At 74.2% G+C, this 13,172-nt stretch carries 17 protein-coding genes and 1 tRNA gene; 10 read left to right on the forward strand and 8 right to left on the reverse strand.

What is annotated here, in order from left to right; all coding sequences use genetic code 11:
- Positions 1–115 precede the first annotated feature (115 nt).
- Both GA0070622_RS17115 and GA0070622_RS17120 read left to right on the forward strand, forming a co-directional pair.
- Positions 116–188: transfer RNA gene (locus GA0070622_RS17115), tRNA-Glu, on the forward strand.
- A 30-nt stretch (positions 189–218) separates the two neighbouring features.
- Positions 219–1,418: an RtcB family protein gene (locus tag GA0070622_RS17120; protein ID WP_091574224.1), complete on the forward strand. Its 1,200-nt coding sequence runs from the start codon at positions 219–221 to the stop codon at positions 1,416–1,418.
- A gap of 32 nt (positions 1,419–1,450) precedes the next feature.
- Here GA0070622_RS17120 and GA0070622_RS32605 read toward each other — a convergent pair whose 3' ends face one another.
- From GA0070622_RS32605 to GA0070622_RS17135, 4 genes are read right to left on the reverse strand one after another with little or no spacing between them, the layout of a single operon-like run.
- Positions 1,451–1,615, reverse strand: coding sequence for a hypothetical protein (locus tag GA0070622_RS32605; protein ID WP_176710501.1), 165 nt, complete (start codon positions 1,613–1,615; stop codon positions 1,451–1,453).
- Positions 1,612–1,830: a helix-turn-helix domain-containing protein gene (locus tag GA0070622_RS17125; protein WP_091574225.1), complete on the reverse strand. Its 219-nt coding sequence runs from the start codon at positions 1,828–1,830 to the stop codon at positions 1,612–1,614. The genes GA0070622_RS32605 and GA0070622_RS17125 overlap by 4 nt, the downstream gene beginning before the upstream one ends.
- Positions 1,830–2,309, reverse strand: coding sequence for a DUF2975 domain-containing protein (locus tag GA0070622_RS17130; RefSeq protein WP_091574226.1), 480 nt, complete (start codon positions 2,307–2,309; stop codon positions 1,830–1,832). The genes GA0070622_RS17125 and GA0070622_RS17130 overlap by 1 nt, the downstream gene beginning before the upstream one ends.
- A gap of 31 nt (positions 2,310–2,340) precedes the next feature.
- On the reverse strand, positions 2,341–3,576 hold the full coding sequence (locus GA0070622_RS17135) for an MFS transporter (protein WP_091574227.1): 1,236 nt from the start codon (positions 3,574–3,576) through the stop codon (positions 2,341–2,343).
- Between the two features lie 55 nt (positions 3,577–3,631).
- Between GA0070622_RS17135 and GA0070622_RS17140 the strand changes: the two genes are divergently transcribed.
- The gene (locus GA0070622_RS17140) at positions 3,632–4,627 is read left to right on the forward strand and encodes an ArsR/SmtB family transcription factor (protein WP_091574228.1); all 996 of its coding nucleotides are present in this window, start codon (positions 3,632–3,634) and stop codon (positions 4,625–4,627) included.
- A 6-nt stretch (positions 4,628–4,633) separates the two neighbouring features.
- Here GA0070622_RS17140 and GA0070622_RS17145 read toward each other — a convergent pair whose 3' ends face one another.
- Positions 4,634–5,227: an HD domain-containing protein gene (locus tag GA0070622_RS17145; RefSeq protein WP_091577565.1), complete on the reverse strand. Its 594-nt coding sequence runs from the start codon at positions 5,225–5,227 to the stop codon at positions 4,634–4,636.
- A gap of 138 nt (positions 5,228–5,365) precedes the next feature.
- Between GA0070622_RS17145 and GA0070622_RS17150 the strand changes: the two genes are divergently transcribed.
- The 5 genes from GA0070622_RS17150 to GA0070622_RS17170 all read left to right on the forward strand — a co-directional run bounded on the left by GA0070622_RS17150 (position 5,366) and on the right by GA0070622_RS17170 (position 9,846).
- A complete protein-coding gene (locus tag GA0070622_RS17150) occupies positions 5,366–6,304 on the forward strand; it encodes a TolB family protein (protein WP_091574229.1) in 939 nt (312 codons plus the stop codon).
- A gap of 140 nt (positions 6,305–6,444) precedes the next feature.
- Positions 6,445–7,221, forward strand: a complete 777-nt coding sequence (locus GA0070622_RS17155; protein ID WP_091577567.1) for a class I SAM-dependent methyltransferase — start codon at positions 6,445–6,447, stop codon at positions 7,219–7,221.
- A 55-nt stretch (positions 7,222–7,276) separates the two neighbouring features.
- Positions 7,277–8,278: a hypothetical protein gene (locus tag GA0070622_RS17160; protein ID WP_091574230.1), complete on the forward strand. Its 1,002-nt coding sequence runs from the start codon at positions 7,277–7,279 to the stop codon at positions 8,276–8,278.
- Positions 8,275–8,928: a hypothetical protein gene (locus tag GA0070622_RS17165; protein ID WP_091574231.1), complete on the forward strand. Its 654-nt coding sequence runs from the start codon at positions 8,275–8,277 to the stop codon at positions 8,926–8,928. The genes GA0070622_RS17160 and GA0070622_RS17165 overlap by 4 nt, the downstream gene beginning before the upstream one ends.
- A gap of 21 nt (positions 8,929–8,949) precedes the next feature.
- Positions 8,950–9,846: an inositol monophosphatase family protein gene (locus GA0070622_RS17170; protein ID WP_245666376.1), complete on the forward strand. Its 897-nt coding sequence runs from the start codon at positions 8,950–8,952 to the stop codon at positions 9,844–9,846.
- Here GA0070622_RS17170 and GA0070622_RS17175 read toward each other — a convergent pair.
- Both GA0070622_RS17175 and GA0070622_RS17180 read right to left on the reverse strand, forming a co-directional pair.
- Positions 9,812–10,126: a hypothetical protein gene (locus GA0070622_RS17175; protein WP_091574233.1), complete on the reverse strand. Its 315-nt coding sequence runs from the start codon at positions 10,124–10,126 to the stop codon at positions 9,812–9,814. The genes GA0070622_RS17170 and GA0070622_RS17175 overlap by 35 nt on opposite strands.
- Positions 10,127–10,220: 94 nt before the next feature.
- Positions 10,221–10,712: a MarR family winged helix-turn-helix transcriptional regulator gene (locus GA0070622_RS17180; protein ID WP_218060597.1), complete on the reverse strand. Its 492-nt coding sequence runs from the start codon at positions 10,710–10,712 to the stop codon at positions 10,221–10,223.
- Positions 10,713–10,751: 39 nt separating this feature from the next.
- On the opposite strand from GA0070622_RS17180, the gene GA0070622_RS17185 reads away from it, so the two are divergent.
- A complete protein-coding gene (locus GA0070622_RS17185) occupies positions 10,752–11,378 on the forward strand; it encodes a mycothiol-dependent nitroreductase Rv2466c family protein (protein WP_091574234.1) in 627 nt (208 codons plus the stop codon).
- Here the strand turns inward: GA0070622_RS17185 and GA0070622_RS17190 are convergent.
- Positions 11,375–12,154: an SDR family oxidoreductase gene (locus GA0070622_RS17190; protein WP_091574235.1), complete on the reverse strand. Its 780-nt coding sequence runs from the start codon at positions 12,152–12,154 to the stop codon at positions 11,375–11,377. The two genes, GA0070622_RS17185 and GA0070622_RS17190, sit on opposite strands and share 4 nt — an antisense overlap.
- Positions 12,155–12,296: 142 nt before the next feature.
- Between GA0070622_RS17190 and sigJ the strand changes: the two genes are divergently transcribed.
- Positions 12,297–13,160: an RNA polymerase sigma factor SigJ gene (gene sigJ, locus GA0070622_RS17195; RefSeq protein WP_425412768.1), complete on the forward strand. Its 864-nt coding sequence runs from the start codon at positions 12,297–12,299 to the stop codon at positions 13,158–13,160.
- Positions 13,161–13,172 lie beyond the last annotated feature (12 nt).

Genomic DNA, 13,172 nt, shown 5'->3' on the forward strand with positions numbered 1-13,172 from the left:
GGGTGGTGGCGCGTCTAGCGCCGGCGCGACGATCCGCGCGAACCGCCCGCCCCCAGACCGGAGCCGGGCGGTTCTCCGTGTCCGGGGCACCTTCGAGACGGCGTCGGCCGTCCCGGGGCCGTTGGAGCAACTGGCAGCTCACCCGGTTCTCAGCCGGGAGGCTACGGGTTCGAGTCCCGTACGGCCTACGTCAGACGGACACGAGCAAGGAGACGACGATGGGTTTCACCCCGCTGGCCGGTACCCGGGCGCCGGTCCGGGTCTGGACCGACCCGTACACGATCGAGGCGCAGGCGGCCCGGCAGCTGCGCAACATCGGCGCGCTGCCCTGGGTGCACGGCGTCGCGGTGATGCCGGACGTGCACTTCGGCAAGGGCGCGACGGTCGGGTCGGTGATCGCCATGCGGCAGGCGGTGTCGCCGGCCGCGGTCGGCGTCGACATCGGCTGCGGCATGTCCGCGGTGCGTACCTCGCTGACCGCTGTCGACCTGCCCGACGACCTCGCGTCGCTGCGCTCCGCGATCGAGGCGGCGATCCCGGTCGGCTTCGCGATGCGCGAGGACGCGGTGGACCCGCGCCGGATCCGCGGTCTGGAGCAGGCCGGCTGGGACGACTTCTGGCGCCGGTTCGGCACGCTCGACCGGAAGGTGGCCCAGCTCGAGACCCGGGCGCGGCGTCAGCTGGGCACGCTCGGCGGCGGCAACCACTTCATCGAGGTCTGCCTGGAGCAGGGCGGCCCGGACGACGGTCGGGTCTGGCTGATGCTGCACTCCGGGTCCCGCAACATCGGCAAGGAGCTGGCCGAGCGGCACATGGCGGTGGCGCGCGGGCTGCCGCACAACACCGACCTGCCCGACCGGGACCTCGCGGTGTTCCTCGCCGGCACGCCGGAGATGGAGGCCTACCGCCGGGACCTGTGGTGGGCGCAGGAGTACGCCCGGCGCAACCGGGCCGTGATGCTCGCCCTGCTCTGCCAGGTGGTCCGGGAGGCGTTCCCGCGGGTGGGTTACGACGAGCCGATCTCCTGCCACCACAACTACGTGGCGGAGGAGAGCTACGACGGGGTGGACGTGCTGGTGACGCGGAAGGGTGCGATCCGGGCCGGCCGGGGGGACCTGGGCATCATCCCCGGCTCGATGGGCACCGGCTCGTACATCGTGCGCGGCAGGGGCAACCCCGACGCGTACTGCTCGGCGTCGCACGGCGCCGGCCGGCGGATGTCGCGGGGGCAGGCGAAGCGGACGTACAGCACGGAGGACCTGGCCGCGCAGACGGCCGGGGTGGAGTGCCGCAAGGACGCCGGGGTGGTCGACGAGATTCCCGGCGCGTACAAGGACATCACCCAGGTGATGGCCCAGCAGGACGACCTGGTCGAGGTGGTCGCCCACCTCAAGCAGGTCGTCTGCGTGAAGGGCTGAGCGGAGGGGCCGGCGTCGAGGGGGCGCCGGCCCTACCGGGCGCGGCGGCGCAGGCGTACGCCGATGGCGACCGCGCCGATGACGAGCAGCGCGGACAGCAGTTGCAGGCCGGGGGAGTCGTCGGCCTCGCCGTACACGAGGCCGGCGACGCCGAGCGCGACGGCCAGCAGCGCGACGGCGGCGAGCAGCGGTCTCACGGCTCCTCCCCGTCCTCGACGTATTCGAGCAGGTCGCCGGGCTGGCAGCCGAGCACCCGGCACATGGCCTCCAACGTGCTGAACCGGACCGCCTTGGCGCGGCCGTTCTTCAGCACCGCGACGTTGGCCGGGGTCAGCCCGACCCGCTCGGCGAACTCGCCGACGCTCATCTTGCGCTTGGCCAGCTCGACGTCGATGCGGACCACGATGGGCATCAGATCACCGCTTCCATGTCGGTGCGCAACGTCGTGGCCTGCCGCAGCAGCGCGCGCATCACGACCATCAGCAGCCCCAGCACGCTGACGCCGGTGGTCAGCAGGAACAGCAGCAGCGGCAGCCCCGGGTCGTCGGCGTGGAAGCCGACGTAGAGGAAGACGCCCACCAGCACCACCCAGGCGGCGGCGATCGCCCAGACGATCCCGTCGACCCAGGCCAGGGACGCCGGGGTGAAGATCCGGTCGTTCTTGACCAGGGTGAGCAGCTGCCAGGTGCAGACGATCACCACCTGCACGCAGAGCACCCAGAAGATGGTCACGGCGGTGGCCGGCCACCTCAGGTACGCCATGTCCGGGTCCTCCCGCGCCATGTGCGCGAACTGCCCGGGCAGGGACATGGTCTGGAACAGGACCAGGATCCCGAACAGCAGGACGAGGAAGGCGCGGAGAGGTGTCACCGCGCGTTGCGCTGTCAACATGCATCGACTATCGCGCGGAAGCTATCGAAAGTCAATCGGTACCGTGCGGTAGGCGCTTGCGGGTGAGATAGAGGGGCAGCCAGGTCAGCGCGGCGCCGGCCGCCCCGACCCAGAGCGGGGCGCGTGGCCCGGCGTACTGGCCCAGCAGGCCGGCGAGCCCGGCGCCGACCGCGATCGCGCCGGTCAGGAGGAACCGGAACGTGGCGTTCATCCGGCCGAGCAGCCGGTCCGGGGTCACCCGCTGCCGCAGACTCACCCCGATGACGTTGCCGATGCCGGTCCGCCACGCCAGGGCCAGCCAGCCGAACCCGGCCAACCACAGCCAGGGTCCGTGGTCGACCAGCGCCACCAGCGCGCCGGCCGGCGCGACCAGCAGGCCGGGCAGCCACAGCGCGCGTCCGGCGCCGATCCGGGCCGCCAGCGGGCGGGCGGTCACCGCGCCGAGCAGCGCCCCGACCCCGCCGACGCCGAGGAAGAGGCCGAGCGCGCCGGCGTCCAGCCGCAGCTCACGCAGGAAGACCACCGGCAGCATGGTGGTCATCAGGTTCACCGTGAGGTTGATGCCGGCCAGGGAGACGGCGAGTGGGCGCAGTACGCCTCCGCCGAGCACGTGTCGCACTCCCTCGCCCAGCTCCCGGCCGAAGCCACCGGCCGGCCGCTTCCCCACCGGGGCCGTCACGGGACGGATCCGGCTCAGCGCCAGCGCGGCGAGCAGGTGGGTGACCGCGTTCAGGGCCAGCGCGAAGGGCGCGCCGAGCGCCTGCACCAGCAGGCCGCCGAGCCCTCGGCCGCCGATCTGGACCACGGCGTTGGTGGTCATCAGCAGCGAGTTCGCCGCGACCAGGCGCTCGCGGCCGATCAGCTCCGGCAGGACGCTCTGCGCCGCCACGTCGCCGAAGACGGTGGCGACGCCGACGAGCAGCACCACCGCGTACAGCTGGCCGAGCGTCAGGGCATCCGCCCACCAGGCGAGCGGGACCGAGGCGTAGAGCACCGCGCGGGTTCCGCCGGCGGCCACCAGCACGGTCCGTCGGGGGGTCCGGTCGACCCACACTCCGGCGGGCAGCCCGATCAGCAGGAACGCGGCGGTGCCGAGCACCGCCAACAGACCGACCTGACCGGGCGTGGCGGCCAGCGCCACCACGGCCAGCACCGGTATCGCCAGGTAGCCCACCTGGAAGCCGACGCTCTCGGTGAGGCTGGCCGCGTAGACGTAGCGGAAGGCGCGGGGCCAACGGGTGGACGAGACGGAGGTGGTCGCGGTCATGCCAGGACCCTGTCCGGCACCTCGGACGACGGTCGATAATTCTGAGCCTGGTCGAATGCGGGAGGCGCCGGTGCTGCGGGTCGCGTTGGGAGTGCGGGACCTTGCCGGGGTGCGCTTCGCGATCTCGCCGCTCTGGGAGGTCGTCGCGAGCGTCCGGGCGCTGCGGTCGCCCGAGTCCTTCCCCGCCCACCAGCTCTGGCGCGACCAGGTCGCGCCGCGCCTGGCCGGCGTCGACTGGCGCCTGCTCGCCGACCTGGTGCCGGTGCCCACCGTGGTGATCCCGGGCTTCGTCTGCCCGGCGCCGCCGGCCGCGCTGCCGGAGCTGGAGACGGAACTGACCGCCCTCGTGGCCACCCCACCGGACCTGGTGCGCGCCGGGTTGGCCGAGCTACCGCCGACCCGCTCGCCCCGGCTCGCCGCCCTCCACGACGATCCGACGACCGGGCTCGCCCACCTCGCGTCGGTGATCGACGACTACGCCGCGGTGGCGATCGCCCCGTACTGGCCGCGGATGCGGACCCTGTTGGAGCGCGAGATCATGGTGGCCGCCGGGCGGATGGCCGCAGACGGGCTGCGCGGCCTCCTCGACGGGATCGACAGGCATGTGTCCTGGGACGACGGCACGCTGCGCGTCGACCACCTGACCCGGGCCGGTGCGGTCGATCTCGGCGGGCGTGGCCTGGTGCTCGTCCCGTCGGTCTTCGCCGGGGCGCGGGTCTGGTCCAACCTGACCGAGCGCCCGGCCCAACCGCTGCTGCGGTACCCGGCCGGCGCCGTCGGCACGCTCTGGGAGCGCAGCGTCGCCCCGCCGAGCACGGCGCTCGCCCGCGTGCTCGGCCGGACCCGCGCCGTCCTGCTGCACGAGCTGGCGGTGCCGGCGTCCACCACCGAGCTGGCCCGACGGCGAGGGTTGAGCGCGGGCACGGTCTCCCACCATCTCACCGCGCTGCGCGATGCCGGCCTGGTCGGCACGCACCGGGCGGGGCGGTTCCTGCTGTACGCCCGGACCGGATCGGGAGAGGCCCTGGTCGACGGCGCCGGACCGGGGTGACGTGGCTCAGCCGTACACCGGGTGTTCGGCCTGGAAGGCGAGCCGGCGGTCCGCGTCGGCGGCCAGTTCGGCGAGCACGTCGTCGAGCTCCAGGAACGTCTGCCAGCGTTCCTGGCCGGTGATGCCGGCGAGGCGGTCCACCACGAGCTGCTCCAGGTCGGTGACGCGGCGGCCCTTCCACACCTTGTCGGCGAGGCTGACCAGCAGGTCCTCCAGCTGCACCCCGGGCGAGTGCCAGGCGGCGTGGGTGACCGCGAAGCGGGCCCGCTCCTCGGGCACACCGAAGCGCAGCAGCAACTGGTAGCCGGCCTCCTCGTGCTCCGCGCCGGGGCCGGTCAGCTCGGCCGGGTGTTCGACCTTGCCGAGGTCGTGCACGGCCGCGCCGAACAGCACCGCCTGCCGGTCGAACGGCACCGCGGGGAAGCGGTCGGCGAACGCGGCGGTGAGGTGCCACGCGACGTCGTGCACCAGCCGCAGGTGCGCGCCGAGGCGCGGCGGCGCCGCCAGGGCGGCCAGCAGCTCGGTGGCCACGCCGGGCAGCGGGAGCAGCGGCGGGTCACCCGGGTCGGTCAGGGCGCGGTGCAGCGCGTCGGAGGTCACCGGGGCGAGGGTACCCGCCGCCCGGCCGGTCACCGTGCGTGATGACCGAGAGGCCGAAGGTGAATGGTCCACTCGTCCGATGCCGGAACGACTGTCCTCTCCGGAGGGTGGACGAGACTTCTACCACGGGGGTTCCTCATGACCGCAATGAACAGGCGCGCCCTGCTGCGTGCCGCCGCCCTGACCGGGGCGGCCGCCGCGACCGGCGTCGCCGGCGGGATCGCCGGCTCGCCCGCCGCCGCCGCCGAGATCGTGAACGGGCCGTGGATCGTCACCGGCCCGGGTGTGCTCCAGATCAACCGGGGCCGCACCACCCCGCAGGTCCTGCTGCCCGACGGCACCGACGCGACCGTCTCGCCGGACGGGCGTTACCTGGCCGTGGTCGACCAGAAGCCCGCTCCCATCTTCGACCCGGTCCTCAACCTGCACGATCGGGTGACCGGGCAGAGCCGCACCCTGATCACCGACCCCTTCGGCGCCCAATACGGGTGGCCGACCTGGTCACCCGACGGCACCGAGATCGCCATGGTCATCCGCAACACCACACTGGTCGCGGTGAACGTCGCCACCGGCGCCCGGCGGATCCTCGTCGAAGGCCACCGCATGTTGCGGCCCAACTGGTCCCGCGACGGCTCGATGATCGTGATGGAGTGGATCAGCCGCTCGGAAGGGCACCAGCTCCGGGCGCTGGAACTGGCCACCGGGAAGGTGCGCCGGGTCTACCAGCCCGAGCCGGGTGAGACCTTCGGCTGGCCGGTGTTCACGCCCGGGTCGAACCGCGTGGTGTTCAGCACCAACCGGTGGACCCGGGACGTGGAGATCGTCGGTGGGTCCCTCGGCTCGGTGCGCGTCGGCGGCACCGGCCTCAAGCGGCTGACCGACGAGCCCCGGGTGTTCCTGTCGCCGGTGTTCTCCCCGGACGGGCGCTACTGCGCCGCGCTGTCGGTGCCGCCCACGAACGAGTACCCGGACGGCGGCAACATCATCGTCTTCACCAGTGGCTTCGGCGAGCCGTGGTGGATCCCGGGCGACGAGTACGACGACAGCATGCGAGTGGACTGGGCGCGGGCGATCTGACGCCCGCCGGGACGCGGCGGCCGGCGTGCCGGCCGCCGCGTCCCCCGTGTCCGGGGTGGAGTTCCAGCCCGACGGCCGGCGGCGATGCGAGGCTGGAGGGCGGACGCCGCCGACGGGGCCGGGTCCGCCGTGGAGGGATGATGTCCGAGCCGCCGACCGGGACGTCGTCGCACCGCGCCCAGGCGCACGGCCGGCGCGCCAACCATCGCCGCTACCACGACGGCGCGGAGGTCGACGGGTACGTCGACGACCCGTACCACCGGGTGCGTCGCGCGGTCGCGGCCCGGCTGGTGACCGAGGGGGTGACCGGCGACGGGCCGGTGCTGGAACTCGGCTGCGGACCGCGCGGCATGCTCGACCCCACCGCACTGGCCGGCCCGCTCGTGCTCGCGGACGCGGCCGAGGCCGCGCTGGGCACCGCCCGGCGGGCGGCCGGCGGCCGGGCGGTGCCGGTCTGCCTGGACGCCACCCGGGGGCTGCCGTTCCGGGCCGGCAGCTTCGCCGGGCTGCTCGCCGGCGAGCTGATCGAGCACGTCTACGACCCCCTGGCGCTGCTGCGCGAGTGCCACCGCGTCCTGGCGCCGCACGGCCTGCTGGTGCTGACCACCCCGAACCTGGCGCCGGTGCAGGACCGGCTGGCGTTCCTCGCCGGGCGCGCGCCACGCCAGGTCGACCCCCTGCACCCCTACCTGTGGCTGCACATCCGTCCCTTCACCGCGTCGCTGCTGCGGCGGACGTTGCGCCGGGCCGGGTTCACGCCGCTGGCGATGCGTTCCAACGAGGTCGGCTGGCGGCTGCCCGGCGGGCGGTGGGTCGCCTCGCGGTGGCTGGCCCGGGCCGCGCCCGGCCTCGGCGGATCGCTCATCTGCGCGGCCCGTCGCGGCGGCGCACCGCCACCGCCCCGAAACGCGCCGTGATCGCGACATTGACAAAGGGCTATCATGGAGGTTCCGTCGTCGACCGGGGGATGTCATGACGCGCCTGTTCGCCTGGGTCGTCACCAATCTCGACGCGTTCATCGGCCTGCTGCTGGCCGTCACGGTGGCCGTGCTGGGCCTGACCAACACGGTCAGCCAGGACGTGGTCAACAGCGCCATCCTGCTGGTCCTCGGCCTGCTCGCCCAGGCGGTGCTGCGCGACCGTCTGCGCCGGCGGACCGCCGAGCAGCAGGTGCGTCAGGTCATGGTGGACACCCGGGACCGGCTCACCGACCTGGTGCCGCAGATGCGCGAGATCACCGGCCCCGAGGGCGCGCTGAACCGGGCCCGGGAGGCCATCGACAGCGTCTCCATGGTGCGGGTGCTGCACGGCAGCGAGGTCGGCCAGACGCTCGCCGAGGCCCGCCGGCACACCGACCGCTGGACCTTCAAGGGCGGCACCGGCACCTACCTGCGCGCGGTCACGTTGCCGGAGTGCCTGGAGCACGCGCGCCGCCGCAACGCCACCCTGACCGTCGCCGTCGAGATCATCGACCCGACCGACGAGGACGTCTGCGAGCGGTACGCGCGGTTCCGCCGCAGCCTCGACCCGGACGCGCCGGGGGAGCGGTGGACGGTCGACCGGACCCGCAAGGAGTCCTACGCGACGGTGCTCGCCGCCTGCTGGCACCTGCAGCGCTCCGGCCTGCTCACGGTCGAGGTCCGGCTCTCCGCCCAGATGACCACGTTCCGCTACGACCTCTCCTCCTCCTGTGTGGTGATCACCCAGGAGAACCCGCAGACCCCGGCGCTGCGCATCGACCGGGGCGAGCTCTACTACAACCGGTTCAACATCGAACTCGACTACAGCCGCAAGCAGAGCCGGCGGGTGCCGATCGAGGCGGCCGGTCAGGTCAAGCTCGACGACGAGCCGTCGGTCGAGCAGGTACGCCGGCTGTTCGCCGCACTCGGGCTGACGCTGCCCCGGTCCTTCGGCGACCGCGAGGTCGCCGACATCGTCGGCAAGGCCATCCAGGCGAGGAATCCGTACGCATGACGAGCTACGCCGACCTCGAACGGGAGATCGACCGGGGCACCCGGCCGGACCTGCTGCGCGGCTGGGTGCTGGACGTGCTCGCCGATGTCGCCGACGGGCGGCGGGCCCTGCGGGCCGTCCGGCACCCGCTCGGGTTCACCTGCCTGCCGGTCGAGCGCGACGGGCCGGACGGGATCTGCGTGCACGCCTGGCCGGCCGACCCGCCGCCGGTGCGGCCGACCACCTCGACCATGCACTCGCACAGCTGGGACCTGCTCAGTCACGTGCTGCACGGCACGGTCCGCAACGAGCTGATCGACATCGACGACGCCGCCGCCGACCCGGCCTGGCGGATCTACGAGGTGCACAGTTTCGGCGAGGTGGACGAGATGGCCGCCACCGACCGGTTGGTCACCGCGACGACCGCCACCGTGGAGACGCACTCGGCCGGCGACTCGTACGCGCTGCGCGCCGGCGGATTCCACACCTCGGAGGTCGACGCCGGCGCGCCGGCGGTGACCGTGGCGCTCGGCCGGACCACTCCCGGCGCGTGCGACCTGAGCCTCGGCGCGGTGGACGGGCGCAGCCACCGGGTACGCCGGGACCGCTGCGACGCGGCGGAGACCGCGCGGATGGCGCGGGAGATCGCGCGACTGGTGGCACGGGGCTGACTGGCTGGAGGAGCCGTGGACGTGGAGCCGAACAGAGGCGGGCCCGACCTGCGCGACGCGCACCGGTTCGCGGTGGAGGCGGCCCGGGCGGCGGGCCGGCTGCTGCGCCGGGGCACCCGGGGCGAGATGCACGCCCGGGCCAAGAACGACTCCGGTGACCTGGTCACCGATCTCGACCTGGCCGCCGAACGGCTGATCGTGGACCGGATCCGGGCCCGCTGGCCGGAGCACGGGGTGATCGCCGAGGAGGGCGGCGAGTACGCCCCGGACACCACCTGGGCGTGGCTGGTGGATCCGCTCGACGGCACCAACAACGTGGCGATCGGGCTCCCCGCGTACGTGGTGGGTATCGCCCTGTGCGAGCGCGGCTCGCCGGTGCTCGGCGTGGTGCACGACCCGGTCGCCGGCCACACCTGGTCCGCGGTCCGGGGCCGGGGCGCGTTCGTGCACGCCTCCGGCCCGGTGGGCCGCCCGCTGCGCGCCGCCCACCGGCCGGTGCCGGCCGCGCCGGTGCTGGCCTGGACCCAGGGGCACGAGGTACGCCGGGACGACAGCACCGCCCGGGCGCTGAAGGTGGTCCTCGACACCACCGCCCGCCGGGTGCTCCAGCTCTGGGCGCCGCTGCTGTCCTGGGTGATGCTGGCCCGGGGCGACATCGACGGCATCGTCGGCTACCGTCCCGAGTCGATCGACCTGCCGGCCGGGGTGCTGCTGGCCGTCGAGGCCGGCATGGCGGTGCGGGCTCTGGACGGCGGCACGTTCGACGACCGCTACGGCTGCCCGGCCGAGCGGCGCAGCTTCGTGGCCGGCCCGCCGGAGACGATCGACCGGCTGGTCAAGCTGGTCACCGCGGCACAGTGGATCGAGCCGCAGGTGCGCCGGCTCACCCCGGTCGGTCTCGGCTCGGTCGGTTGGTGAGCTGACCGTCGCCGGGGGCGGCCCAGCAGTGGGCGCCCCGGAACCGCACCCCCGGCACGTCCGTGAGCAGGCGCTCGGGGTCGACCAGACCGGCCAGCGCGGACGGCAGGTCCGCCCGCAGCGCGGCGGCGGCCTCGTCGAGCGTGTCCGCCTCGTCCGCCCAGTCGATGTCGGCCTGCCGCAGCTGACGCTCGGCGAGCGTCGTCACCGCGCCCGGGTCGTCGACCACGACCTCGACCCGGCAGTAGACGTGCACCACCACCGGCTCGTCGTCCCGCACGCCCGGCAGGATCCCATCCGGCGCGCCCTCGGCGCCACCCGGATCCGCTAGCCTCCTCCGGCAGTTCCGCCCGGTGACGCGGGCCCGACCGGGTTCACCGGTCCACAGTGCGCGCCAAGGTCTCCAACAGGCGCTCCAGGTCCGCCCGCTCGCGGTCGGTGAGGCCACGCAGGAGGGCCGCCTCGTTGGCCAGATGCTCCTCCACGAGCCGGTCGATCAGCTTCAGCCCGGCGGGGGTCAACCCGACCACCCGGCCGCGCGCGTCGGTCTCGTGCGTCGCCCGGTACACGAGCCCGCGGGCGATCAGCCGGTCCACCCGCTTGGTCACCGCTCCGGTGGTGACGAGCATCCGGTGGCTCAACTGTCCGGGCGTGAGCGTGTGCGGCGCGCCCGCCCGGCGCAGCGCCGCGAGCACGTCGAACTCGCCGTTGCCGAGACCCGCGGCGGCGAACGGCGGACGCAGGGCCGCGTCGAGGGCGTCCGCCAGCCACTGGATCCGGCCGATGACCAGCATCGGGCTCGGATCGAGGTCCGGCCGCTCGCGACGCCACTGGCTGACGATCTCGTCGATGTGGTCAGTGTTCACTGTTGCATCTTACCTTCCATGGAAGATAAGTTCTCTTCCATGGAAGATGCTCTGGTCGATGCGTCGTCGCCGACGGTCACGGCCTACGTGGACCCGTCCTGCCCGTTCGCCTGGATCACCTCCCGCTGGCTCCTGGAGGTGGCCCGCCTCCGTCCGATCGCCCTGCGCTTCGAGGTGATGAGCCTGGCCGTGATCAACGAGCACCGCGAGCTGGAGCCCTGGTATCGCGAGTTCAACGACCGGGCCTGGGGGCCGGCGCGGGTGTGTGCGGCCGCAGCCGCGCACCACGGCCCCGCCGCCCTCACGCGTCTCTATCCGGCGCTCGGTCGCCGGATCCACGACGAGGGCGACAAGAACCTGGACACCGTCGTTCCGGCAGCCCTGGCCGAGGCGGGTCTTCCCCTCGACCTGGCCGACGCCGCCCACCACGGCGACGTCGATGCCCTGATGCGGGCGAGCACCGCACGCGCGCAGGAACTCGTCGGCGAGGACCTCGGGACGCCGACCGTGGTCGTCGACGACGTGGCCTTCTTTGGCCCGGTGCTCACCTCGATCCCTCGCGGCGACGAGGCGCTGCGGGTCTTCGACGGGGCCCGCCTGCTCGCCACCTGCGGCGCCTTCTCCGAACTCAAACGCGCCCGCGCGGAGGGGCTCAGCTTCGCCTAGCCCCGTCGCCACGGCCGCTGAGCCCGCCGCGCCAGGAAGTCGTCCCAGGTCCGTACGCCGACCGTCGCGCCCGGCCGGGCCAGGTTGGCCCCCTCCCGGTAGGCCCGGCCCGCCCGCCCGGGAACCCGCACCGGCAGCCGTGGCCGACGCCGGCCGGTGGCGGTCAGGTAGCCCGTCAGCAGCTCGTCGACGCCGTGCGTACCAGGGCCGGCCAGGTCGGGCGTCAGGCCGGCGGGCGCGCCGAGCGCCAGCTCCACCAGTCGCGCCGCCACCTCGCCGGCGTCGACGGGTTGCAGCCGCAGCCCGCCGGGGACCGGGACCACCGGCAGCCTCGCCATCGTCGCCAGCATGGTCAGCACCAGGTCGTGGAACTGGGCGGCCCGCAGCACCGTCCACGGCAGCCCCGAGTCGACCACCGCGCGCTCGGCGTCGAGCTTGGACCGCATCCAGGCCAGCGGCACCCGGTCGGCGCCGACGACGGAGACGTGCACCAGGTGCGTCACGCCGGCCCGGCGCGCCGCCCGGACCAGGTTGCCGGCGGCCCGGTCGTCGCCCTTGGCGCCGCCGGCCAGGTGCAGCACGGTGTCCACTCCGCGTGTCGCGGGGACGAGGTCCGCGTCGGTGAGCAGGTCGGCGGTGACGTGGGTGACGCCGTCACCGGTCCGGCCGCCGCGGCGGCTGAGCACCCGGACCGGGTGCCCCGCCGCCCGCAGCAGCGGTACGACGTGCCGGCCGAGCGTGCCGGTGCCGCCGGTGACCAGAATGGGTGTCGCCATGGTTCCTCCCCGTCAGCTTCGTGGTGTCACCTCCCCGACCCGGCGCGGCGGGCCGGTGTGACCGATGTGATCGCGGTCACCTGCCGTCACGTCCGCGTGCCGGCGCGGGTCGGGACGGTAGGCGGAAGGGGAGGCTGTGACGGTGGGTGACACCCTGGCGGAGCGGTTCGAACGGCAGCGGCCCCGGCTGCGGGCGGTGGCCTACCGGCTGCTCGGTTCGCTGTCCGAGGCCGAGGACGCCGTGCAGGAGACCTGGCTGCGGCTGGCCCGCGCCGACGCCGGCGCGATCGACAACCTGGACGCCTGGTTGACCACAGTGGTCGCCCGGGTCAGCCTGAACACGTTGCGGTCCCGTGCCGCCCGTCGGGAGGACCCGTTCGACGGCCACCTGCCCGACCCGGTGGTGGAACCGGACGCCGACCCCGCGCACGCGGCGGTGCTCGCCGACGCGGTGGGCCTGGCGCTGCTGGTGGTGCTGGACACGCTCACCCCGACCGAGCGGCTGGCGTTCGTGCTGCACGACATGTTCGGGGTGCCGTTCGACGAGATCGGCCCCCTGGTCGACCGCTCGCCGGCGGCGGCCCGGCAGCTCGCCAGCCGGGCCCGCCGTCGGGTACGCGGGCAGGCGCCCGCCCCGGACCCGGACCTGGCCCGTCAGCGCGCGGTGGTGGACGCGTTCCTGACCGCCGCCCGCGACGGCGACTTCGACGCGCTGATCGCGGTGCTCCACCCGGACGTCGTGCTCCGCTCCGACGGCGGGACCGCGCGGGCCCGGCACACCACCGTGCTCACCGGCGCGCCGGCGGTGGCCGCGCAGGCGACGACGTTCGGCCGGCTGTCCCCGTACGCCCGACCCGTGCTGGTCAACGGCGCCGCCGGGGTGCTGGTGAGCGCCGGCGGGCGGACGCTGTCGGTGATGGCGTTCACGGTCGTGGCCGGACGCGTCGCCGCCGTGGACGTGATCGCCGACCCGCGCCGGCTGGCCGCGCTCGGCCTCGCCGGCTGACTCGGAAGCGGC

Origin of the sequence: Micromonospora sediminicola (genome assembly GCF_900089585.1) — a bacterium.
Lineage (GTDB): Bacteria > Actinomycetota > Actinomycetes > Mycobacteriales > Micromonosporaceae > Micromonospora > Micromonospora sediminicola.

Bases quoted from the DNA above. Each gene is read 5' to 3' on its own strand.
- GA0070622_RS17125 (WP_091574225.1), bottom strand. From the start codon at position 1,830: ATGCCCATCGTGGTCCGCATCGACGTCGAGCTGGCCAAGCGCAAGATG.
- GA0070622_RS17165 (WP_091574231.1), top strand. From the start codon at position 8,275: ATGACGAGCTACGCCGACCTCGAACGGGAGATCGACCGGGGCACCCGG.
- GA0070622_RS17160 (WP_091574230.1), top strand. From the start codon at position 7,277: ATGACGCGCCTGTTCGCCTGGGTCGTCACCAATCTCGACGCGTTCATC.
- GA0070622_RS17135 (WP_091574227.1), bottom strand. From the start codon at position 3,576: ATGACCGCGACCACCTCCGTCTCGTCCACCCGTTGGCCCCGCGCCTTC.
- GA0070622_RS17140 (WP_091574228.1), top strand. From the start codon at position 3,632: ATGCGGGAGGCGCCGGTGCTGCGGGTCGCGTTGGGAGTGCGGGACCTT.
- GA0070622_RS17185 (WP_091574234.1), top strand. From the start codon at position 10,752: ATGGAAGATGCTCTGGTCGATGCGTCGTCGCCGACGGTCACGGCCTAC.
- GA0070622_RS17150 (WP_091574229.1), top strand. From the start codon at position 5,366: ATGACCGCAATGAACAGGCGCGCCCTGCTGCGTGCCGCCGCCCTGACC.
- GA0070622_RS17130 (WP_091574226.1), bottom strand. From the start codon at position 2,309: ATGTTGACAGCGCAACGCGCGGTGACACCTCTCCGCGCCTTCCTCGTC.
- GA0070622_RS17190 (WP_091574235.1), bottom strand. From the start codon at position 12,154: ATGGCGACACCCATTCTGGTCACCGGCGGCACCGGCACGCTCGGCCGG.
- GA0070622_RS17155 (WP_091577567.1), top strand. From the start codon at position 6,445: ATGTCCGAGCCGCCGACCGGGACGTCGTCGCACCGCGCCCAGGCGCAC.
- GA0070622_RS17120 (WP_091574224.1), top strand. From the start codon at position 219: ATGGGTTTCACCCCGCTGGCCGGTACCCGGGCGCCGGTCCGGGTCTGG.